Source organism: Euhalothece natronophila Z-M001 (assembly GCF_007904085.1).
In the GTDB taxonomy this organism is placed as follows: domain Bacteria; phylum Cyanobacteriota; class Cyanobacteriia; order Cyanobacteriales; family Rubidibacteraceae; genus Halothece; species Halothece natronophila.
The window spans coordinates 1,130,514-1,153,029 of the sequence record NZ_CP042326.1; the positions used below are offsets into that span (position 1 = coordinate 1,130,514).

The window sequence follows — 22,516 nt, forward strand, 5'->3', positions numbered from 1 at the left end:
AGCAGTCATTCTGAGCGATTCTTCATCATTTCCAAATTGTCTTGCCACTCTTGCAATGACTGACGTACCTCAGCAAACCCCCAATAAGCAATACTGAAACCACTCATCATTAATACGATGAGCAATATAACCCACTGTAACCTCTGCTTTTTTTTCTTCTTAGCTGAAGCAGTAACCGGAGCAGTTTGCTGAGAGGAAATCGTTTTCTGATTGCTTGATGCTTGAGTGAGTTCTTCAAAAGTTGCTGTTAAGGAATCTTCCCCAGACTCTGATACCGAACACTTGACTAAAGAAACGGTGACATTATCATGACCATTGAGATCATTTGCCAGGCTAATCAGCCGTTGGGCAACCATTTTTACGTCTTTCCCTTCCGTTAAAATAGGTAAAATTTCCGCTTCCCAATGCAATTCCACTAAATCATTATCACTTAAGCCATCCGAACACAATAAAAACACTGAATCTTCATCAATAATCAATTGTTGAGTTGTTGGATGTAACAGTTGGGATGAACTCATGCCTAAGGCTTGCACTAAAGCCCCTGCAGAGGGTTGTTGTAAGGCTTCTCTATATAACATATGACCCAAGCGGGTTTGACGGGAAGCTAAATCATCATCTAAGGTCAACTGATAGCAACCCTGATTAGTAATCCAGTAAATGCGAGAATCCCCCACATGAGTAATATACATTTTATATTCATCCGCAAGCGCCATGACAAGGGTTGTTCCCATGCGTTGCTGCCCATAACGATGTTCGCTATCGTTTTGTTCTGAGATTACATCATTGGCAAGACTCACGGCTTGTTCTAATTCTGCAATTATTTCTTGTGGCGACTGCTCATTAACTTTTTTCAGGTATTGAAGCAACTGTTCAATAGCTAAATGAGAAGCAATTTCTCCCCCTTGATGCCCTCCCACTCCATCACAAACAATCGCGAGAGCTTTTTCTGAAGAATTTTCCTTCACAGAAGAATTCGGCTGATAATAAGCATCTTCATTATGACTGCGATTAGGGCCGGTATCAGAAGCAGTAGCAATTTCGTAGTGTCGCTGTTGGGAACCTACCACTTGCTTTAACCCTTGTTCTAATTGCTCAATCAGCCCCTCACTGCTTTTTAATTCTCCGTGTCGTAACTCCTGACACAGTTGTTGATAGAAGCTCTGAATTTCTAGGCGTACGGTATCTTGCCACTGAGACCAGAGAACACCTAACTCTTTTAAGGTAACTGGGGTTTGATCAATTTCTAATTCTTGTAAGTGAAGAACTGGTCCATTGACCCGTAGAAGTTCGGAATTAATAAGAGTCCCTACTACGCCTTGTACTTGCAACGGTTGCCAGAGTTGACTAATTTGTAATAGCCAATTTAATTGTCGAATCGCACTTGCACTCTCCCAAACTTCTTCTAGCTTGGATAAAAACTGCCCTTGTTCAAATCTCTCTTGTAAGTTTGAGGCAAAGTTGTCATATTCAAGTAACCAACGTTCTTCGTTCGTTTCAGGAAGATATCCATAAACTTTGGGAATTTGTGGCCCATAAGGCGTTAATTTTAAGTAAGGTTTTAACCACCTTGGAACTGTGTGGGGAAAATGAGGGGGCTTTTCTGGGTGCGTTTCCAATACTAGCTTTGGTGTAACGACCCAATACCGATTTGCAATTAATTGACCAACCACCCCGCTATCTAAGGGGGGGCCCACCACGAACAAATATCTTTTCATAACAGGCATTCCACAGTGAGAACACACTTGATCCCGCAAGCGATTCTTCCTTTTATTGGGTCGCCGTGAACAACAAATGGTTTTGCCCCCAGCTATCCCTTTTTTATCTTGATTAACTAACCTTTATATTGTTCTTCTGAGTCTGGGCTTTCTACTTTCGGGACTCCCATACTATAGTTCAAAACGCGACTATTTAAGTTATAACTAATTTTGCCACTGACTAAAAGATTACGAATAAAATGTTCTAAGTCTGAACCAATGCGTCGGAGATTATATTCGGTTAATTCTTCTCCATTATAGGATTCTACGAGTTCATCAAATTTGCGATAAACCTGATTTAAATTCTCTTCATCCCAATTAAATTCATTATCGGGATCAACGTCGAGGGTGAGAACATTTTGACTTTCCACTAATTCGTTATCTTGAATTTCTGCGGTGTAGATACGAACATGACGAGTGGTTGACTTAAATAACATAACTGGTTTTAATCTTGTTTTGGATACGCTGAAGTATTACTGGGCTTTTATTCATTACTTTAACAGTTTTTTAGATTTTTTCTTAGGGAATATGGATCTCCCCTAACATAATGGGAGATTTTGCCCCTGTTACTTGCGGTAAATTTCCGGGATAGTGATCCTGATACCGCCAGTATGCTAAGACAGCAAACGCGATCGCTTCTTTAAAGTGACGGTTTAATCCTGCTTCATCAGTGGTTTGAATTGGGGTGTGGGGAAATTTCGCTTGTAAGCATTCTCGTAAGTAATTATTTTCACTGCCACCGCCACAAAGTAAAATGGTGTCGGGAAGATTTGGGAGAAAGGTTTGGTAATCTTGCGCGATCGCGCTAACGGTTAATTCGGTTAAACTAGCTAGAAAATCCGCTTCGCTGAGATCATAGGCTTTCGCCTGCTCCCATGTTTGGTTCAAATAGGCTTCTCCAAATAATTCCCGTCCCGTTGATTTTGGGGGCGGTTGTTGAAAAAAGTCCTGTTGTAACCAGTTTTGCACTAACTCTACACAAGGCGTTCCTTGCGCTGCCCATTGTCCATTTTCGTCGTAGCGTTGTTGACCATTGGTCAATTTTTGCACCGCTAAATCTAATAAACTATTTCCAGGGCCATTATCCCAACCGACAATTTTATTTTCCCAGTGAGGATGATTGCGAGGGGGGAGATAAGTAACATTACTAATCCCTCCAATATTCTGCACACAGCGAGTTAAATGGGAATGAGAGAGCAAACAAGCATCGACTTTGGGGACTAAGGGCGCACCCTGTCCGTTTTGGGCAATATCCGCAGCCCGAAAATTAGTAACTGTGGGACGCTGGGTTAAATGGGTAATCATTTCTCCTCGTCCTAATTGTAGGCTATAACCAAGGGAGGAGGTAGGGGGACGATGAAAGATGGTTTGTCCGTGAGAACCAATTAGTTCAGCTGTGAAATTGGTCTTTTTTTCTAGGGTATGGGCGCATTGGGCAAAATGTTGCGCGATCGCGTCATCTAATTCACAAAACTGCTTCATTGTCAAGGGTTTTTCTCCACAAACGGCTAAAATTTCTGTTTGCAGAGGTTTGGGAAAAGAATAGGTTTCTCCAGCTAACCATTCCACCTGTATATTTTCTTTTTCTCCTGTAATTTCTACTAATGCTACATCTACTCCATCAACCGAAGTCCCACTCATTAACCCCATTACTTTCATATCTAATCTCAATTATTTAACTTAATATTCATACGCTGATTTTACGTTTTTTAGTCATAAAATACTAATAATTTACCATTAATTTCTTAAAAGCGCGATCGGTGCTGCTATGATGATAAGCAACAAAAACAAATATTGATTAAGCAAGCTCTCAAAGTTACCTTCTTAACCATTATTTATTTATAGATTGGTCAGTTCTTGCAACAGCTAACAACATTTAACCAATTTTTCAGCCTTATGTCACACCTGATTGTTCTTCCTTTCGCTCAAATATTACCTGTTCCCCTTACCGATCCCGTAGCAGTTTTCTTGACCATTTTAGCAATTATGTTAATTGCTCCTTTGCTCTTTGAGAGGATGCAATTACCTGGGCTAGTGGGATTAATTCTCGCGGGGGTTATTGTTGGGCCAAATGTGTTAGGACTGTTAGAACGAGATAGCACGATTGTTTTATTGGGAACAGTCGGCTTACTATTTTTAATGTTTCTTGCTGGCTTAGAAACCAGTCTTGATGAACTCAAAGACAGTGCCAAGGAAGCCGCTTTTTTTGGCTTAACAACTTTTCTGCTTCCCATGGCTTTGGGAACAGCCGGAATGTATTATTTATTAGATTATAGTCTTTTAGCATCAGTCTTAGTTGCCTCAACTTTTGCTTCTCACACACTTATTGCTCTCCCAATTTTAAGTAAACTGGGGATTATGCAATCTCAACCAGTGAAAATGACTTTGGGGGCAACTTTAGTGACTAATGTTCTTGCCCTTTTAGTTTTAGCAGTCGTTTTAAGAGCCTATGATGGCGAACTAACAATTGGCTTTTGGTTATTTTTAATTCCTGCTTTAACCATTTATACCCTAGCAACATTATGGGGAGTTCCTCGGCTAGGACGTTGGTTTTTCCGAAAATTTGGTCATGATGAAAGTGCAGAATTTATCTTTGTCCTTGCTACTTTATTTGTTATTTCTTATATTGCCAATTTAATTGATATTGAACCAATTATTGGTGCATTTTTAGCTGGAATCGCCATTACTCAAATTATTCCTCAATTTAGCCCTTTAATGAATCGGATTCAATTTATTGGCAATACTTTATTTATTCCTTTTTTTCTTATCTCTGTTGGGATGCTCATTGATCCCTTAATTTTAATTCAAGAGCCACAGTCTCTTCTTATTGCCACTGTTATTATCATTATTGAAGTAGTTAGTAAGTATTTAGCAGCTTGGGGATCAGGAAAAATATTTGGCATTCAATTCCCAGGAATTATGGTCATGTTTGGCTTAAGTTCTGCTCAAGCTGCCTCTACCTTAGCCGCTGTCACGATTGCTTTTGAAGTGGGATTAGTCGATGAAGTAATTGTTAATGGCATTGTAGCAATGATTTTAGTCACTTGTATTGCTTCTCCTTGGGTAACGCAGAAGTGGGGGAAACAATTCTATCCAGAAAAAGATAACCATCAAGACCAACCAGCAGTTACTTATAGTGAAACTTTAGCACAGCGTGTTTTAGTACCAGTTGCTAACCCAAATACAGAAGATAACTTACTCCAACTAGCTATTATTTTAGCCAAAAAAACAAAAGGAACTGTTTTACCCCTTCATATTTTATCCGATAAATCGCATGTTATTAATTATGAAGATCGTAAATTACAAATGCAACTGTTATCAACAGCAGAAATGGTTGCTCATGCTGCAGTTACTAACGTACAGACGATTGGAAGAATTGATGATGCTATTGATCGCGGTGTGATTAGAACAGCTTTTGAATATGAAGCAACATTAATTATTTGTGGTTGGAAAGGTTATTCGACGCAAACAGAAAACTTCTTTGGTAGTATTCTTGATCGCATGATTAAAAATGCACCAGTTCCCCTATTAATTACGCGTTTTACTTATCCCATTGAGAATACCAAGCGATTAATTGTTGCGATTACTGAACAAGAAATTCAATCTGATAATATTAAAATGACAGCCATTATTACTAATAATATTGCTGATGCCTTAAAAGCGATCATTGAAGTCATAATCATGCCCGTCGGCAATCGTATAACTAACCCTCCGACTTCGGCAAGGGCTTTAGGTTTTCGCACAGATCAGCCAGTGATTACTTTACGAGGAAAAACAGCTAAGAAAATCTCTAATTTCATTGAACAAGATGATCTGTTAATTCTCAATACTCATACCCAAGTGAATAGTTTGCTCAATCTGTCAAACCAATTAGAAAGACCAGAAGCAATTTCGCGGATGAGTCCCGATACTTCAATGATTGTGATTAATTTTCCCAATCCCATTAGTTAACTTTGCTAAGGTGAGAGAATGTCTGAGACCAGATGCTACACTCATTAGCTCGTTAGTCAGATGATCAACTATCCTAACCCAACTCAACAGGGTTTAACCAAGAGTAGCGTATTTCTCAGGAAGTTCTTTCTTTAAAAGAGAACATTGGAGAACAGAAGCTGTTATAATCACTTTCAGAATTTCTTAACATTGTGCTGATCTCCTTTGACAAAAAGGGTAGAAAGATGCGAAAGTAACGTTAAGATGAAGTTTTATAACAGGAGTTTATAAAAGTATGAACAAATACGCAGAAGAATTGAGAAATACAGCAAAGGCTATGGTAGCTCCTAACAAAGGAGTTCTAGCAATGGATGAAAGTAATGGCACTTGCAATAAGCGTTTTCAAAAGCAAGGCATTGACGCAACTGAAGAAATGCGCCGCCAATATCGAGAGTTAATTCTCACTACTCCTAACTTAGGAGATTGTATTAGCGGTGCTATCCTTTATGATGAAACCATCCGTCAGAAAAAACAAGATGGCACCCCCTTCACTAAAGTGATGCAAGATGCGGGTGTCATTGTTGGGATCAAAGTTGACACCGGGGCAAAAGACTTAGCCGGTCATCCTGGAGAAAAAGTTACGGAAGGATTAGACGGACTGCGCGATCGGATTGCAGAATACTATCAAATGGGCGCTCGTTTTGCCAAATGGCGTGCGGTAATTACCATTGGTGATGGCATTCCCACCCCTGCTTGCATCGAAGCTAATGCTCATGCTTTAGCCCGTTATGCTGCATTATGCCAAGAAGGTGGCTTAGTGCCAATTGTTGAGCCGGAAGTTCTCATTGATGGAGATCATACCCAAGAACGTTGCTATGAAGTAACCGATCAAACTCTGCGCACAGTCTTCTCCGAATTACGCACCCAAGGGGTTGAATTCGATCAAATGATCCTCAAGCCTAGCATGGTCATTTCTGGTAAAGACTGCCCTCAACAGTCCACCCCGCAACAAGTTGCTGAACAAACCATCAAGTGTCTCCGTGACAACGTTCCCGCCTCTGTTCCTGGTATTGCCTTCCTCTCTGGTGGACAAACCCCTGAACAAGCCGCAGAACACTTACACTTAATGAATTCTGAGCCTCTCAAATCTCAGTGCCCCTGGCGCGTGACCTTCTCCTATGCTCGTGCAATTCAACAGCCTGCATTAGAACACTGGAAAGGCCAAGCTAATAACGTAGCAGAAGCTCAAAAACTTTTAAGCCATCGTGCGAAGTGCAACAGTGCTGCTAGCATGGGTAGCTACTCTGCTGACATGGAAAAACAGCCTGCTATGGCTTAATGGCTAACTAGAAACTGAACTTAATTTTGTTGAAGGTGGGGGTTCCCGCCTTTTTTTTGTAATTACAATGACAGCGACTAATAATCAATTGTCTCAGTATGGTTTGGCTTTACATACCACTAGCTCTCAGTTGGGACTAGCTTTAAGTGACTTTAATCAAGAAAAAAAAATCTCGACTTGGGAATTTGGTCAGGACTTATCCACACACTTGCACATTGTCTTACAAGATTTTCTCACTCCTCATAGTTGGTCTGATTTAGTCTTAATTGCCGTGGCAAAAGGACCAGGGAGTTTTACTGGAACTCGCATTGGTCTAGCAACTGCCCGAACCTTAGGGCAACAATTAAATATTCCTGTATTTCCTATTTCTACGTTGATCGGAATTGCGAGTTATAGAAAAGCAACTACTCCAGAGTTATTTCCAGAAGATCATTTAATTGCAGTGCAACTACCAGCACGTCGTCAACAGTATTTTGTCGCTATTTATGAAATTAAAGACGCAGAATTGCTTAGTTATCTCCCTGATAAAATTATGACTCCTGAGTGTTGGGAACAGACTTTAGCTAACTTAAAAAAGCCTTATCGGCAGATTGAGGCAACGGAGGAGGAACTAGGAAAAACTGCCTCTAGCATACTTGATGTAGCAATCAAACACTGGAAACAGGGCAAACGTCCAAGTTTTGAGCAAGCTCACCCCTTTTATGGACAAAATCCCGTTTGAGCCAAGCCAGACTCACGACTTCAGTTGAGGAATACAGAGGAAAAAACTTCCACGCTATAATAGTTTGCTCAAGGGAATTTAAATATTTTATATGAAAATTGCAGTTACCGGTGGCACAGGCTTTGTCGGAACGCGCTTAGTCCAGAAACTAGCAGCGAGTGAACACGAAATAACCGTCTTTACTCGGAATAAACAGGAAGGGGAAAAAATCTTTCCCAAAAAAGCCTTTCCGCAAATAGAGATTATCGAATATAATCCCCTAGAAATGGGATCATGGCAAGAAGAAATTGCCTCAGCAGAAGCGATTGTTAATCTAGCTGGGGCAGGAATTGCCGATCAATCTTGGACTCCTGAACGGAAACAGGAAATTCTTGATTCGCGGATTAAAACCACCAGTCATATTGTGAAAGGCATTGCCAAAGCCTCGAACCCACCGCAAGTTTTAGTCAATGCTTCTGCTGTTGGGTATTATGGCACTAGTGAAACCGCAACTTTTGATGAAAATAGTGATTCTGGGAATGACTTTCTCGCATCAGTGTGTCAGCAATGGGAAGATGCGGCGAAAGAGGTGGAAGGATCACAAACCCGACTGGTGATTCTACGCTTTGGGATTGTTTTAGGACAAGGCGGGGCTTTAGGAAAAATGTTAACCCCTTTTCGCCTTTTTGCAGGGGGCCCCTTAGGAACAGGGAAACAATGGTTTTCTTGGATTCATATTGATGATCTCGTGAACTTGATTGAAGAGGCGATTAATAATCCTAATTATCAGGGCATTTATAATGCTACTGCCCCCAACCCTGTGCAAATGTCAGAATTATGTAACAGTCTAGGGGAAGTAATGAAGCGTCCTTCTTGGTTACCCGTTCCAGAATTTGCCTTGAAGCTACTGCTAGGAGAGGCAGCCCAAGCTGTATTAGAAGGGCAGAAAGTGTTGCCAAAACGGACGCAAGAACAAGGCTTTAGTTATCAGTATCCCACGGTGAAACCAGCCTTAGCTGATATTGTCAACAACTGAATGGCGTTGGAAAAATGCTAGATTATTCCTTACAGAAAAACCTCCCCACTGCTAAAGACTTACCTGACTCTGATGACACTCCTGTGGATAACGAACTCCAAAACTTAATTCCAAATCTCCTTCAAAGTATTCTTGCAATCATTTGGTCAGATCAGTGGGATTGGTATTTTGGAGTTGACATGGGAATCTATTACGATCCTGAAAAAAGTGCGATTGTTACAGATGGGTTTTTAAGTGTAGGAGTGCCGCGCATTATTGATGAAAATTTACGATTAAGTTATGTATTGTGGGAAGAACAAAAACTTCCAATTTTAGCAAAATAAGCGAGAATCCTACGACTACAATCGTCAGATTTAGTCGCTAGACGGGGCGTATAAACGTCTGGGGAAATCCTCACTTCCTCGTCGCTTCGCTCCTGCGTCGCTGTGTCCAGACGACAGCCCCTCATGAATCGCTTTTATGTTGACGATGATTTATCTATAAGCTATACTATAAATAAGTAACTGCCATCAATGTCATGAAGAAAGCTATCAAAGTCAGACTCTATCCCAACTCTACCCAGCAACAGTTACTTGCTCAATCTTTTGGCAACTGTCGTTGGCTATGGAATCATGGTCTGAGCTTAATGAATCAGACTTATAAAGAGACTGGCAAGGGGCTTTCTAGTTATGACATTAAAAAACAAATACCAGATTTGAAGAAGGAAAGAGAATGGTTAAAACTTACCTACTCTCAATGCCTTCAACAAGTTTGCATCAACCTTAACACGGCTTTTACCAACTTCTTCTATGGAAGGGCTAGATATCCCAAGTTCAAATCTAAGCATGGAAAACAGTCTATTCAATACCCTCAAAATGTAGAGGTTAAAGAAGGTTATTTGAAATTTCCTAAGATTGGAGAAGTCAAAGCAGTTTTGCATCGACCAATCAAAGGGTCGGTAAAGACGGTGACGATTAGTAAGAATTCTTGTGGAGAATACTATGCCTCTATCCTTATTGAAGATGGAAAAGAAAAGCCCCCCTCTTACATCTCCCCCAGTGGGGGAGAACGAGAGGGGAGAAAAGCGGTTGGAGTTGACTTGGGGTTAAGTCATTATGCTATTACCAGCGATGGTGATAAATTTAATAACCCTCGTTGGATGAACAAGCATGAGAGAAACCTTAAGATTAAGCAACAGCAACTATCTCGAAAAGAAAAAGGTTCTAAGAACAGAAATAAGGCTCGTCATCAAGTAGCCAAAGTTCATAAAAAGGTTTCTAACAGCAGGGAGGATTTTCTACACAAGCTAAGTCGTAGCTTAGTTGACGAAAACCAAGTCATAGTAGTGGAAAATCTAGCAGTTAAGAACATGATGAAGAACCATAACTTGGCTAAAGCAATTAGCCAAGTTGGTTGGGGACAGTTTTGTACTATGCTGAAGTACAAGGCTGAACAAGACGGTAAAACCTATGTTGAAGTTGACCGTTTCTTCCCTAGTTCAAAGACTTGCAACGTCTGCTTAAATCAAGTTGATAGTTTGCCATTGGATGTTCGCAGTTGGAAATGTGCCAGTTGTGGAACTCATCACGACAGAGATATTAACGCCGCTAAAAATATCAGAGATGAAGGACTACGAATTATTGCCTGTGGGACACGGGATGACAGCTTGGCTCGCCAAGGCTGAAAAAGCCGATCGCCAGATGTAAGGCTTGGATATAATCTCTTCGGAGTTTGTTGAAAAGCATTCTTTTGGGTAGGAAGCTCCTTTTACATCGCGTCAGCGATTAAAAGTGAGTAGTTCACAAGTATATTCTTTAGAAAATCAGCAACATGTGTTGCTAGGAAATCAGTCTCCCATTTGGTTAGAAGCCATTGGGTTAGGCATCGGAACAGAAGTAGGAACGTATCAACAAATTACCCGAGAATGGCTCTATTGGTATGATAAAAATGGAGAGCGATTTCTCACTCCTGAGGAGCGATCGCGCCAAGCAGAAACAAAAGCTGAACGCTATGCCAAAAGATTGCGTGAGTTAGGCATTGATCCAGAGTCTGTTTGATTCATATTAAAAAATCTCACTTAAATCTAAAATAAATCCAGGCAAGACATTTTTTCCCGATAAAGTTTGCGGATTCTTTAATTGCTCTACAGGTTGCCCAGCTTGATAAATTTCCACTGTCTTTGCAGATGGTTCGATTAACCAACCTAATTGCACACCATTCTCTAAATACTCTTGCATCTTTGCTTGTAAGTCTTCATATCGCTGATTTTTTAAATCGCTGGGACTGACTAGCTCGATCACAAAATCAGGGGCAATCGTCGGAAACCCTTGTTTTTCTTCTGAGGTTAAGGTATCCCAACGTTCTAATCTCACCCAACTCACATCGGGACTTCTTCTCGCTCCATTCGGTAAAATAAACACAGTAGAAGAATCAAAGGCTTTTCCTAATTTCGTCTGACGATTCCAAATGCCAAGATCAATATATAAATTAAAGTTTTTTGCTCCTGCTTCTCCCCCCGTCGGACTCATCACAATTAATTCCCCAGTCTCAGTCAACTCTAGTCGTGACAGTTGGTCGATCGCTGCTAATTGATCGAATTGTTCTGGCGTAACTTTAAATCCTTTAGGAATCGAGATTGGCATCGCCATAGCTTTTTGATTTTTCTGTTTTCAAAATATTATACTTTCCTTTTATCAGGGAGATTATTTCCCCATCGCGCCCACCCAAGCAAAAAATATTCAGTTTCCCAAAACATGAGAAAATGAGAGGGGATTTAAGGGCGTGAAACCAAACTAAGATCAACGTTAGTAAGCAATTAAAGTTAACCATGACCGAAACAACCCTACCCAGTCAATACGATCCTTCAACCACTGAAGCCAAGTGGCAGGAATTTTGGGATCAAAAGCAAGTTTTTGAAGCAAATCCTGAAAAAGGCGGAAAACCTTTCTGCATTGTCATTCCTCCGCCCAATGTAACGGGAAGTTTGCACATGGGACACGCTTTTAATACGGCGTTGATTGATGTGTTGGTTCGCTATCATCGAATGTGTGGGGATAATACCCTGTGTTTACCGGGAACGGATCATGCTAGTATTGCAGTACAGGCAATTATTGATAAGCAGTTAAAAGAAGAAGGGTTAACTCGCTTTGATATTGGACGAGAGAAGTTTTTAGAACGCGCTTGGCAATGGCGAGAAGAATCTGGCGGTAGTATTGTTAATCAGTTAAAACGGTTAGGGTTATCTGCGGATTGGTCGCGAGAACGCTTCACTATGGATGAGGGGTTATCGAATGCGGTGCGAACTGCCTTTATCAAGTTATATGAAGAAGGCTTGATCTATCGCGGCAAATATATGGTGAATTGGTGTCCAGCCTCTCGTTCGGCAATTTCTGATTTAGAGGTGGAAAATAAAGAGGTTAATGGACATCTCTGGCAGTTTCGTTATCCTCTCAGTGATGGCAGTGGGGCAGTTGAAGTGGCGACAACACGCCCAGAAACCATGTTAGGGGATACAGCCGTGGCGGTTAATCCCAATGATGAACGTTATCAAAACCTGATTGGGAAAACGGTTACGTTACCTTTAATGGGACGGGAGATTCCCATTATTGCTGATGAATATGTGGACTCCTCTTTTGGAACTGGCTGTGTCAAGATTACCCCTGCCCATGATCCCAATGACTTTGCGATGGGAGAACGCCATGATCTGCCCTTTATTACGGTGATGAATGAGGATGGAACGATTAATGACAATGGTGGGGAGTTTTCTGGGCAAGATCGCTTTGAAGCACGACAAAATGTGGTGAAGCGATTAGAGGAAGAAGGCTGTTTAGTCAAAGTTGAGGATTATGTTTCCACTTTACCTTACAGCGATCGCGGCAAAGTTCCCATTGAACCTCTCATCTCTACCCAATGGTTTGTCAAAATTGATCCATTAGCGAAAAAAGCCCTCAACTGTCTTGATCAAGAAAATTCTCCCTATTTTGTTCCCCAACGTTGGAAGAAAGTTTATCGAGATTGGTTAGTAAAACTGAAGGATTGGTGTATTTCTCGACAACTCTGGTGGGGACATCAAATTCCTGCTTGGTATGTTATTAGCGAAACCGAGGGGCAAATTACTGATGAAACGCCCTATTTTGTTGCCCACAGTGAGGAAGAAGCCAGAGAAAAAGCAGTTCAACAGTATGGGGAAAACATCGAATTACAACAGGATGCTGATGCCTTAGATACGTGGTTTTCGTCGGGGTTATGGCCCTTTTCTACCTTAGGATGGCCCAACGCAAACCAAGACTTAGAAACTTATTTCCCGAATACCACGCTTGTTACAGGGTTTGACATTATCTTTTTCTGGGTAGCGCGAATGACCATGATGTCAGGGCATTTTATGGGGGAAATGCCGTTCCGAGATGTATATATTCATGGCTTAGTTCGCGATGAAAATGGGAAGAAGATGTCGAAGTCAGCAGGAAATGGCATTGATCCCCTATTATTGATTCAAAAATATGGCGCAGATGCCCTCCGTTATACGCTAATTCGAGAAGTAACAGGCGCAGGGCAGGATATTAGTTTACAATACAACCGCGAAACTGACGAGTCTAGTTCAGTAGAGGCTTCTCGGAATTTTGCTAATAAGCTGTGGAATGCCTCTCGGTTTGTGTTTATGAATTTAGACGGGAAAACGCCTCAACAGTTAGGAAGCCCTGATCTAGAAAAATTAGAAAACAGCGATCGCTGGATTTTATCTCGCTTTAATCAAATTACAAAAACTACCCGTGAAAATATTGATCATTATGGTTTAGGAGAAGCGGCTCAAGGATTATATGATTTTATTTGGGGGGACTTCTGTGACTGGTATATTGAATTAGTCAAATCCCGTCTTAATGATAAAAATAATCCTGAATCCCGTCTGATTGCCCAACAAACGCTAGGCTATGTTTTGGAAGGAATTTTGAAACTTCTCCATCCGTTTATGCCTCATGTTACCGAAGAAATTTGGCAGACATTAACTGAACGTTCTGATGAAACTTTAGCTTTACAAGCCTATCCTGAAGTGGATGAATTACTTTATGAAAAAGAGACTTCTGCTACTTCTGGAGAGACAGAATCAACAATTCAGCAACAAGTAAAACAGCAACTCAATCGCTTAACCAAACAGGTTAATCAGTCTGCAATTAAAACAGTTGGCATTGCCATTTTAGGGATATTTGCCATTAATTTCGTCTTTGCTTTTCTATCAGCTTTAGAGCAATTTCCATTATTACCCAGTTTCTTAAAAATTGTCGGATTAATTTATACAGGTTGGTTTGGTTATCGCTATCTTTTAACCCAGCCAAAACGCCAAGAATTAAGAGAGATTTGGCAAAATACGAAAGCAGAACTTTTAGGTTCTAATTCTGCGATTTCTAATTTCTTTACTTCCAAAAATACACTGATTAATGAAGAGCTAGAAAAAGAATTTGAGTTGACGTTTGCCACCATTCGTGCCATTCGTAACCTACGGGCGGAAGCTGAAATTAAGCCAGGCGTGAAAGTAGATGTCATTTTGCAAAGTGAAAATGAACAGGAACGAACAATTTTAAGTAAGGGAGAAACCTATATTAAAGACTTAGCCAAAGTAGAAAATCTCACCATTACCCCTGAGTTATCAGAAGATCAACAGCAAAAAGTCATTGCTAGTGTCGTGGGAACAGTCCAAGTCTTAATTCCCTTAGCAGGGGTTGTGGATGTGGAAGTTTTACGCTCGAAATTAGAGAAAAATCTCAAGAAAGTCGAGGAAGATGTGCAATCTTTAGAAGGGCGCTTAAGTAACGAAAACTTTGTGAATAAAGCCCCGGCAGAAGTGGTTCAAGGGGCGCGAGATTCTCTAGCAGAAGCTCAGAAACAACAGTCTATTTTACAAGAACGATTGAACAAATTATGAATGATACTGCTTGGCAAATTCGGGCAGCCACTCGTAAAGATGTTGTTGCCATTATGAACTTAATTAAAGCGCTCGCTGCTTATGAAAATCTCTCTTTTGATGTAGGGTAAGATAAGTGATCCTACCTTAAGGAGGTGAGAGTGATGATATTCTTAAATTAATTTGGAGGTGAAATGATGACAGATACAATGATTTCTCTTTCAGAAGAAAGCCAAGCTAAATTACGCCAGTTAGCTCAAGAAAAAGGAAAAACCCCGTCAGAAGTAATAGAAGAAATGATTCATTTTTACCTGACTCATCAAACTCAAAAAGTTCCCAAATCTTTGGGGAAAGGACAAAGCAATTTATCTGATTTATCAGAACGAGTTGATGAACTCTTATGGCAGGATTAACCAAAGTGCTGGCAGATACGGGAGGGATTATTGCTTTATTAGATGTGAGCGACAAAAATCACTCTGCTGTTGCTGATGTGGTTCTTCATTCACAAATGATTGTTCCTGCGACTATTTTACCGGAAGTCGATTATTTAGTAACGAAATATCTGGGGGAGGAAGTATCTCGGTTATTTTTTGAAGATTTAGTTGAGGGAACGTTTGAATATATCGGGTTAGACTCGTCGGCTTTACCCTCAGTCTTAAATCGAATGACTCGTTATGCTGATCTCCCCATTGGCTTTGTTGATGCTAGTCTTGCTGTTCTGGCAGATGAACAAGAAATTCAGAACATATTGACGTTAGATCGTCGTCATTTTTCAGTCATTCGCTCAGAGCGTTATCAGGCTTTCCAACTATTACCTTAACAACAACCAAGCAAATAACAAGATCAAACAATGGATGAATTGGGGCAAGAAATAGTACAAGCTGCTCAGTACAGGACAAAAAATGAGAAGAGGGGCTCAAGGTTCTCGCGTCCAAAGCCCTCTATTAATATGTCGTGAAAATTGAGCTTGCAGTTGATGAGACTGCCCTTTGATTTGTCCTAAGCTGTACATTACCTCAGCTAGACAAGCATCTGTAGTCACCAAGAAATTAATAGAAGTATCCTGAAAAAAGTCTAAAATTGGTTGGTGATATTGATCCCGCTGATTATAGAAGGAAATTAAGGGACCTGCATCAATTAAGGCAGTATTTTCCATTAACTTTCACGGGATTGATGGCGTTCGTTTACAGCTTTATGGGCGTTTTCTTTCCGAACTTCTCGCTCTGATAAATTAAAAGAACCTTGACCAAAAACAATGTCTTCTTGTGCTAAACGTTCACCGATCGTTTTGGTTTGTTGCTTTTTAGTTTGCTTACTACTCAATTTTTAGCTTTCTAAAGTTACTACTAACGCTATTCTACTACAGGCAAGTAATTAGGAGGGAAAAGTCTTCTGGCGATCGCGTTTTATGAGAAAATGGGAGCGAAGGTATTACCAGATTGGCGGACTTGTCGCATTAGTGGTAATGCCATTGCTCAACTTGCCAAGGAGAAAAAAACATGACGATTTGGATTAACGAGCAAATTGATCCCTCAGGCTTAATTCATGCTTGCATTGCTTCCTGTAATGAAAAGGCAGCCCAAGAGTGTCATCAGTCTTTTCAAGAGAACCTGACAGAAAGTCAAAAGGAACAAGGCTGGGTGGCGAGACTGCGAACAGTTGATTCTTGGGAGGAAGTACCAGTGAATGCCCTTAAACTTAACTAGGCTTGCTTACTTGAGGCATTTTTCAACTGTGAATTAATGAGAACTTAACTAATGGCTACTGCCATTTCCATTATGATTTTCGTTGCTAATTTTGAAGATTGTTTTTAGCGCAGACAGGTTTGATGTATTCATCGTTGAAGTAGGTGAAGACTCATTTTGATGGCTTCCTTGCTGTTGAGTTTGGGGAGTAAGAGAGGCAGTAGGGCTAACAATACCAGCAGAAATTAGTACCTTAAATGCTTCTTCTACAGAAATTTGTAAGTTAATTACTTCCTCTTCTGGCACCATGGCATACCAGCCTGTGGTAGGGTTAGGCGTTGTCGGAATAAATAAACTTAACATTGGTTTAGCCAGATGAGACTGGAACTGAGGGCTAACTTTTCCCGTCACAAAAGCAAGCGTCCATAACCCAGGGCGAGGATATTCCAGCATCACTACCCGCCGAAATTTACTTTTCGAGTCTTGTAAAAGAGTTTCGAGAAGTTGTTTGAGGGTTTTATAAACTGAACCTGCAAGCGGAATTGCTTGTAAAATCTGTTCCCCGACATCTAATAACCAGCGTCCGGCAATATTTCGCGCCATTAAGCCAATAAATAAGATAAATAGCAGAGGAACTGCTAAACCAACTGTAATATTGAGAAGGTTGGTTAAAATTGGGTGTAAACTGTCAAAAGGATTAAGTTGCTTAGGAATGCGGGTGAGAAAGTTAATAACCCAACTGGCAATAGTAATAGTTAGCCAAATAGTAGTGGCGAGGGGAATAACCACTAGCAAACCCGCAATTAAGTCATTTTTCAGGCTTTGCTTGAAACGTTCGATCACAGAGCGTCGAATCTCCTTACCGATTTTATGAGTAATGTCATTAATGATTAAGACAGAGTAACATTTGACTAGACTGACTGCATAAAATAAGTTTCTTGGTCAGCTTTGTAAAAAAATATTACACCTATTCACATTATGCCACTGTTAAAACTTTTTTGGGATAAGTCACAAAATAGTATAACTAGCAACATCTATTTTAACATTTTTACTCTAAGGATGATTAAGCCCATTCAAGTACCCTGCTACTTGACGCAGTGTTGTCACTCCATAAATATCCTTGGAAAATAAGGGAACTGTAATTTGGGGAAGGTGCCGAAACTGCTGTTGAATCTCCTCTAGATATCCTGCTTCTTGCACCCGACGCTTCTCAAACCAATCCCCTAGCGGTTGTTGAGGCAATACTCGATTAATGACCATACCGGCTAATGGAATGTCATTGTCTTGAAGAGATTGCAGTGCTTTTTGACTTTCGAGAATTGGTAATCGCTCTGGAATTAAGACTAAAACAAAGGCAGTAGTTTGAGGCTCTAGTAAGAGGCGACGCGCTCGATAAAAGCGACGTTGGCGCTCAGTGAGAATCTGCCGAATTTTTTCAGTGCGTTCGTCTGTTTGTTTCTCCTCTGCTAATAATGCTTTGCCATCCCCAAGTTGACGGAATCGTTTGTCTAATTGGGCAGAACGCTCACGATGGCTGAGTAAACCATCAACCCAAGTTGACATAAGTTGCGGTAGAGAGAGTAAACGTAAGGTGTGTCCAGTAGGAGCAGTATCAAAAACAATCGTATCGTAGTTATTGAGACCCTTTTCCATCAGGGAAGTAATCCGCTCTAGCAGCGCAGCCTCAAGAGAGCCTGGGGCTTGACGGGTTAAATTCATCTGGTGATCAATTTCGCTATATAAAGCTGGTTTAACTAAGCTACGTAGGTTTTGTTTTACAGTAGCAATGTATCGGTCTGCTTCAGATTCTGGATCAATTTCTACGCCCCAAAGGTTGGATGTTAGAGGAGACTCGCGATCGCCTATAGAGGTTTCAAAAATATCGGCAAGGGAATGGGCGGGATCAGTTGAAACTACTAAACATCGACGACCTTGATCCGCTGCAATCAGGGATAAGGCGGCGGCTGTGGTGGTTTTCCCCACTCCTCCTTTGCCCCCAACAAAAATTAAGCGTTGGTTGTCTAGATTTAAAGTTTTCCAACGAGGAGTAGTTGTCATGACGATAATCGATGGTTTCTCATTGCTACCCTAGCAACATCGAATTTGCTCTAGGGGGGATTGATCCATGCCCATGCGTTGATGCCACTGGTGGAAATCCTCATAAATTAAGGGCAAAAGCTCTAAGGTATAAAAACTCACAGGATTAGGAACGCCCATCATTTCTGAGAAAACGAGGAGCATAAACAAGTCATCTTGATCGCGCTTTTCTCGGGCTAATTCTTGCCGATAAGGAGCTGTATAAAACTCTTTGAGCAGGTACTGGAATTGGCGATACATCTGAACCCAATTAATTGATTGCATTTTTTGTACTCCTTTACTTAGTGGGGAGACGATTCAGTTTGTGCCTCTTTTCTTGCTCGATTAAAGACCAATGCAGACTCTAAAATTACCCAAACTGCAGCAATTAAAATCAAAATATCTAGAAATAGTAAGAAATAATCGCCATCTATCCAAAATTCGGCTAATTGGAGGAGTAAGGCAAACACGGTCATCAGCAAAACAAATACAAGTGGGATTAATGTGTACCAATAGGAGCGAGCAAGCTTCACTAGTAAAACACTTATCACTAGTAGGGTTAAGGCTGCCAATAATTGATTAGTTGTGCCAAATAAGGGCCAAATGGTCATTCCACCTGTGCCATCAGTACCACCAGCGCCAAAGGCTAATAATAGGCAAGAGAAGATGGCTAAAGCAGTTGATAAATAGCGATTGGTTAATGGGGCAATCTGGTAAATTTGTCCCCACTCCTGAATAATGAAGCGTTGTAAGCGCACTGAGGTATCTAAGGTAGTGCTGGCAAACAATACGGCAATTACGGCTAAAAGGGTGGTCGCAAAGGTGATGGGTAAGCCTAGTCCTTGATTGATTAAGGTAGCGCCTCCTTCAACAAAAGCCCCAACTCCGCTTTCACCAAAAGATTGGTAAACTTCCTGCCAATCAGCGAAGCTGGCAAATCCTGCTGTTGTTGCCAAAATTGTTGCTAGGGCAAGGGAGCCTTCACCCACTGCACCTAAATAACCAACAAAGCGGGAATCGGTTTCTTGATTTAATTGTTTAGCTGATGTTCCCGATGAGACTAAGCCATGAAACCCAGAAATAGCACCGCAAGCAATGGTGACAAATAATAGAGGAATAATTGGTGGGGCATCAGCTGGTACATTACGATTGAATGCTGGGGCAACAACCTCTGGATTCGCAAATAAAACTCCTAAGTAAAGTAGCCCTAAGCCAATAAATAATTGTAGAGAGTTGATGAAATCTCGCGGTTGTAGGAGTAGCCACACAGGGAGTAAAGAAGCAATAAAGGCATAAGCAAATAATATTAAAATCCATTGTGTCGCCCCTAGTTCGAGGACAGGAGCAATATCACCGAGGTAAACCATGAAATAAAGTACCGTTAATCCCCCTAGAGAAGGAAATAATAAGCCGACTCCACGACGATACAGCAAATAACCAATTACTACAGCTACCGCGATCGCGCTCCAGGCTGGAAGCACACTACTACCATATTCCACAAATAAATCAGCAATCACAACCGCAAACACGGCATTAACCATCAATAACAACAGGAAAATTACAATCATAAACAGGCTACGTGCCCGTTTCCCAACTACTTCCTCTGTTAAAGCACCAATGGAACGTCCTTGATTGCGAACACTTGCCCAAAGCGCACCAAAGTCATGTACTCCACCAATAAAAACTGTGCCTAAAATCACCCACAAAAAGGCAGGTAGCCATCCCCAAATTACCGCGATCGCGGGGCCAACAATTGGTGCGGCTCCAGCTACTGAGGTAAAATGATGACCCCAGAGGACAAAGGGATGAGTGGGAACATAATCAACTCCATCCTCATAGGTGTGAGCCGGTGTTTCTGCCTGGCTACTGAGACGGTAGATTCGTTTAGCGATAAATTTGGAATAAAACCGATAGCCGAGAAAAAAGCTTACCCAGCCAATGACAGCTAGTAGTACCGCATTCATGATTTTAGTTTAATAAACACCTATACTTTAAAAATTCTGATGTAGCTTAGAATACCATCATCAATTATGGGCTGCAAATTGCTGAGACGTTTTGTTATATCAGTGGCGATAGGTTTAGAAAACTGTAAAATTTGTACCAAGAGACGGGGTGAAATCAGAACAGTTGCATCCCAAAAACATCTTTGTGAGGAGTTATGTCAGTAGAAGTTTTATCGGATAAAATCAGTTTGATTGATCGCGCTCGTGAGTTAATGGTAGAAAAAATCAAAAGCGCGATCGCGCAACGAGATCAATGCACCATTGCCCTCGCTGGTGGTGGGACTCCCAAACCCCTTTACGAAAAATTAGCCCAAGAATCTCTCCCTTGGGAAAAAATCCATATCTTTTGGGGAGACGAACGGTATGTTCCCGTTGATCATCCTGACAGTAACCAAAAAATGGTGCGAGAAGCATGGTTAAACCAAGTTTCCATGCCAGCTAGCAATATTCATCCTATGCCTACCACAGGGGAAAATCCGTACACTGATGCAGCCAAACATGAACAGGAAATTCGAGAATTTTTCCAATGTAGTGCAGGAGAGATACCTAGTCTTGATATTATTCTCTTAGGGATGGGAGATGATGGACACACCGCCTCCTTATTTCCGCGAACCGAAGCTCTAACCGTGCGCGATCGGTTAATTACTGTCGGGAATAAAGGAAACAGTCAACGCCTAACCTTTACCGCCCCCTTTATTAATCAAGGACGCTGTGTCATTTTCCTAGTAGCTGGTGCCAATAAACGTCCTGCCCTTGCCCAAGTTTTTTCTCCTCAAGGAGATGAAAAGCAATATCCTTCCCGCCTCATCAAGCCCCAAGGAGAACTGTGGTGGTTACTGGATCAAGAGGCAGGAGAAGAAATTGCAAGTCATTAAAAATAATTAAGAGCCATGAATGAAAATTATCCAGAAGTTCCTGACAATGGCAATCTCGATCCAGAACCAACAGTAGTCAATTCCTCCGAAACACCTACTAACCTGCAACAAACAACCCCCTATCTTGTGCATATTCAAACGGGTAAAACAATTGAACTTCCTGAACAAGAAGGAGCTGAAATTACTCTCGGAAAACCGAATAGTAATCACCCCCCAGATATTGATTTATCAGATTTTCCTGATGCAGCAATTATTTCTCGTCAGCACGCCAACATTCACATCGAAGCCGAAACATATTACATTAAAGACTTAGACAGTTCCAATGGAACCTATGTCAATAATAACCCTGTCCCTACTGGAGAAGCTCAAGAACTCTCCGCTGGGGATATCATCGCATTAGGGAAAGAAGATAAAGTGACCTTTATATTTAAAATTCCCTAGTGCTTTATCGCATCAGCCCCATAATAGAACGTTTTAGAAAACAAGGAAAAAAACATGACAGCAACTATCCAATTCTCACGCGGCATTGATGAAGAAGCGATCCCAGATGTACGACTAACCCGCTCTAAAGATGGCAGTAGCGGTACAGCTACCTTTCGCTTTGATAACCCAAAAGCTCTTGCCTCAGATACAACTCAAGAAATTACTGGAATGTATATGATTGACGAAGAAGGAGAACTCTCAACTCAAGATGTGAAAGGAAAATTTGTTAATGGTCAACCTACAGCACTAGAAGCTGTTTATTATATGCAATCAGAAGAAGAATGGGATCGTTTTATGCGTTTTATGGAACGTTACGCTGAGGAGCATGGGCTAGAATTTAGTAAATCTTAACATGATTTGATTAGGAAAATTTTGTAAATCTATCACTACGAGGAGTATAGCTCCTCGTTTTTTTGATCTCTTACCTACTCCAAGATGTTCACAAACTGACCAAAACCAGCATCCGCCGCGTGTTTGAATAACATTCCTCGTTGCCAGCTACGAAAGTTGATTTCCTCTGCAAAGATCATCCCTGCCCCATCACACAAGCGGTGAGCCAGTTGGGCTATCAATTCCATTTCGCTAATTGGGTAATTTTACCCTTTTCAATTTTCTGATATAATAAAGTAGGAATTTTAAAAATAAAGACAAGCTTAAAATCCCCGAAGCTAACGTGTTTGGCTACTTTTTCATTGAAAGCCAGTCGATTCACGATCCCCAAGAAAGTGAGGTAATAGCGTGTGATTGCATTATCACCCCG

General features: G+C 41.0%; 24 protein-coding genes and 1 pseudogene. 14 read left to right on the top strand and 11 right to left on the bottom strand.

The genetic code is table 11. The annotated features are described in order from the left end of the window. Window positions 1-5 precede the first annotated feature (5 nt). The 3 genes from FRE64_RS05315 to FRE64_RS05325 form a co-directional block, all read right to left on the bottom strand. Window positions 6-1,715 (bottom strand): PP2C family protein-serine/threonine phosphatase, encoded by a 1,710-nt coding sequence (locus FRE64_RS05315; RefSeq protein ID WP_186708992.1) that lies wholly within the window; start codon window positions 1,713-1,715, stop codon window positions 6-8. A 116-nt stretch (window positions 1,716-1,831) separates the two neighbouring features. Further along, complete coding sequence (gene ndhM, locus FRE64_RS05320; RefSeq protein WP_146295000.1) at window positions 1,832-2,191, bottom strand: NAD(P)H-quinone oxidoreductase subunit M; 360 nt, start codon at window positions 2,189-2,191, stop codon at window positions 1,832-1,834. 82 nt (window positions 2,192-2,273) lie between these two features. Then, on the bottom strand, window positions 2,274-3,413 hold the full coding sequence (locus FRE64_RS05325) for an anhydro-N-acetylmuramic acid kinase (protein ID WP_146295001.1): 1,140 nt from the start codon (window positions 3,411-3,413) through the stop codon (window positions 2,274-2,276). Window positions 3,414-3,650: 237 nt separating this feature from the next. On the opposite strand from FRE64_RS05325, the gene FRE64_RS05330 reads away from it, so the two are divergent. The 7 genes and pseudogenes from FRE64_RS05330 (at window position 3,651) to FRE64_RS05360 (ending at window position 10,795) form a co-directional block, all read left to right on the top strand. Next, the gene (locus FRE64_RS05330; protein WP_146295002.1) at window positions 3,651-5,705 is read left to right on the top strand and encodes a cation:proton antiporter domain-containing protein; all 2,055 of its coding nucleotides are present in this window, start codon (window positions 3,651-3,653) and stop codon (window positions 5,703-5,705) included. A 274-nt stretch (window positions 5,706-5,979) separates the two neighbouring features. Further along, window positions 5,980-7,023 (top strand): class I fructose-bisphosphate aldolase, encoded by a 1,044-nt coding sequence (locus FRE64_RS05335; RefSeq protein ID WP_146295003.1) that lies wholly within the window; start codon window positions 5,980-5,982, stop codon window positions 7,021-7,023. Between the two features lie 67 nt (window positions 7,024-7,090). After that, complete coding sequence (tsaB, locus tag FRE64_RS05340; protein WP_146295004.1) at window positions 7,091-7,744, top strand: tRNA (adenosine(37)-N6)-threonylcarbamoyltransferase complex dimerization subunit type 1 TsaB; 654 nt, start codon at window positions 7,091-7,093, stop codon at window positions 7,742-7,744. Between the two features lie 91 nt (window positions 7,745-7,835). Further along, entirely contained in the window at window positions 7,836-8,759 is a 924-nt protein-coding gene (thyD, locus tag FRE64_RS05345; RefSeq protein WP_146295005.1) for a thylakoid membrane protein ThyD, read from the top strand. A gap of 14 nt (window positions 8,760-8,773) precedes the next feature. Next, a pseudogene (locus FRE64_RS05350) lies at window positions 8,774-9,073 on the top strand (hypothetical protein); the annotation flags it as partial. 203 nt (window positions 9,074-9,276) lie between these two features. Further along, window positions 9,277-10,422 carry an RNA-guided endonuclease InsQ/TnpB family protein gene (locus tag FRE64_RS05355; RefSeq protein ID WP_146295006.1) on the top strand — a complete coding sequence of 382 codons (1,146 nt, stop codon included), beginning with the start codon at window positions 9,277-9,279 and terminating at the stop codon, window positions 10,420-10,422. Window positions 10,423-10,528: 106 nt separating this feature from the next. After that, window positions 10,529-10,795 carry a hypothetical protein gene (locus tag FRE64_RS05360; RefSeq protein WP_246140402.1) on the top strand — a complete coding sequence of 89 codons (267 nt, stop codon included), beginning with the start codon at window positions 10,529-10,531 and terminating at the stop codon, window positions 10,793-10,795. Between the two features lie 6 nt (window positions 10,796-10,801). Here the strand turns inward: FRE64_RS05360 and FRE64_RS05365 are convergent, their stop codons facing one another. After that, a complete protein-coding gene (locus FRE64_RS05365) occupies window positions 10,802-11,386 on the bottom strand; it encodes a Uma2 family endonuclease (RefSeq protein WP_186708994.1) in 585 nt (194 codons plus the stop codon). Window positions 11,387-11,565: 179 nt separating this feature from the next. Between FRE64_RS05365 and FRE64_RS05370 the strand changes: the two genes are divergently transcribed. From FRE64_RS05370 to FRE64_RS05380, 3 genes are all read left to right on the top strand, one after another. Further along, window positions 11,566-14,655: a valine--tRNA ligase gene (locus FRE64_RS05370; protein ID WP_146295007.1), complete on the top strand. Its 3,090-nt coding sequence runs from the start codon at window positions 11,566-11,568 to the stop codon at window positions 14,653-14,655. 173 nt (window positions 14,656-14,828) lie between these two features. Then, window positions 14,829-15,047, top strand: coding sequence for a ribbon-helix-helix protein, CopG family (locus FRE64_RS05375; protein ID WP_146295008.1), 219 nt, complete (start codon window positions 14,829-14,831; stop codon window positions 15,045-15,047). Then, window positions 15,035-15,454 carry a type II toxin-antitoxin system VapC family toxin gene (locus tag FRE64_RS05380; protein WP_146295009.1) on the top strand — a complete coding sequence of 140 codons (420 nt, stop codon included), beginning with the start codon at window positions 15,035-15,037 and terminating at the stop codon, window positions 15,452-15,454. Before FRE64_RS05375 ends, FRE64_RS05380 begins: the two co-directional genes overlap by 13 nt. Window positions 15,455-15,550: 96 nt before the next feature. On the opposite strand, the gene FRE64_RS05385 is transcribed toward FRE64_RS05380, so the two are convergent. Further along, window positions 15,551-15,790, bottom strand: coding sequence for a hypothetical protein (locus tag FRE64_RS05385; RefSeq protein WP_146295010.1), 240 nt, complete (start codon window positions 15,788-15,790; stop codon window positions 15,551-15,553). Then, the gene (locus tag FRE64_RS17410) at window positions 15,790-15,957 is read right to left on the bottom strand and encodes a hypothetical protein (protein WP_186708996.1); all 168 of its coding nucleotides are present in this window, start codon (window positions 15,955-15,957) and stop codon (window positions 15,790-15,792) included. The genes FRE64_RS05385 and FRE64_RS17410 overlap by 1 nt, the downstream gene beginning before the upstream one ends. A gap of 176 nt (window positions 15,958-16,133) precedes the next feature. Here FRE64_RS17410 and FRE64_RS05395 point away from each other — a divergent pair, with 176 nt between their 5' ends. Next, window positions 16,134-16,340 (top strand): glycogen debranching protein, encoded by a 207-nt coding sequence (locus FRE64_RS05395; protein ID WP_146295011.1) that lies wholly within the window; start codon window positions 16,134-16,136, stop codon window positions 16,338-16,340. A 48-nt stretch (window positions 16,341-16,388) separates the two neighbouring features. Here FRE64_RS05395 and FRE64_RS05400 read toward each other — a convergent pair whose 3' ends face one another. The 4 genes from FRE64_RS05400 to FRE64_RS05415 all read right to left on the bottom strand — a co-directional run bounded on the left by FRE64_RS05400 (window position 16,389) and on the right by FRE64_RS05415 (window position 20,359). Continuing rightward, window positions 16,389-17,162 carry a DUF502 domain-containing protein gene (locus FRE64_RS05400; protein ID WP_146295012.1) on the bottom strand — a complete coding sequence of 258 codons (774 nt, stop codon included), beginning with the start codon at window positions 17,160-17,162 and terminating at the stop codon, window positions 16,389-16,391. A gap of 210 nt (window positions 17,163-17,372) precedes the next feature. Continuing rightward, complete coding sequence (locus FRE64_RS05405; RefSeq protein WP_146295013.1) at window positions 17,373-18,377, bottom strand: ArsA family ATPase; 1,005 nt, start codon at window positions 18,375-18,377, stop codon at window positions 17,373-17,375. Window positions 18,378-18,407: 30 nt separating this feature from the next. After that, window positions 18,408-18,680, bottom strand: coding sequence for a cory-CC-star protein (locus tag FRE64_RS05410; protein ID WP_146295014.1), 273 nt, complete (start codon window positions 18,678-18,680; stop codon window positions 18,408-18,410). Window positions 18,681-18,697: 17 nt separating this feature from the next. Beyond that, window positions 18,698-20,359: a carbon starvation CstA family protein gene (locus tag FRE64_RS05415; RefSeq protein WP_146295015.1), complete on the bottom strand. Its 1,662-nt coding sequence runs from the start codon at window positions 20,357-20,359 to the stop codon at window positions 18,698-18,700. A gap of 194 nt (window positions 20,360-20,553) precedes the next feature. Here FRE64_RS05415 and pgl point away from each other — a divergent pair, with 194 nt between their 5' ends. The 3 genes from pgl to psb28 are packed head-to-tail and all read left to right on the top strand — an operon-like array spanning window position 20,554 to window position 22,107. Next, the gene (pgl, locus tag FRE64_RS05420) at window positions 20,554-21,273 is read left to right on the top strand and encodes a 6-phosphogluconolactonase (RefSeq protein ID WP_146295016.1); all 720 of its coding nucleotides are present in this window, start codon (window positions 20,554-20,556) and stop codon (window positions 21,271-21,273) included. Between the two features lie 15 nt (window positions 21,274-21,288). After that, window positions 21,289-21,714, top strand: coding sequence for an FHA domain-containing protein (locus tag FRE64_RS05425; protein WP_146295017.1), 426 nt, complete (start codon window positions 21,289-21,291; stop codon window positions 21,712-21,714). A gap of 54 nt (window positions 21,715-21,768) precedes the next feature. Continuing rightward, window positions 21,769-22,107: a photosystem II reaction center protein Psb28 gene (psb28, locus tag FRE64_RS05430; RefSeq protein WP_146295018.1), complete on the top strand. Its 339-nt coding sequence runs from the start codon at window positions 21,769-21,771 to the stop codon at window positions 22,105-22,107. Between the two features lie 74 nt (window positions 22,108-22,181). Here the strand turns inward: psb28 and FRE64_RS05435 are convergent, their stop codons facing one another. After that, window positions 22,182-22,334, bottom strand: coding sequence for a hypothetical protein (locus FRE64_RS05435; RefSeq protein WP_315862646.1), 153 nt, complete (start codon window positions 22,332-22,334; stop codon window positions 22,182-22,184). Window positions 22,335-22,516 lie beyond the last annotated feature (182 nt).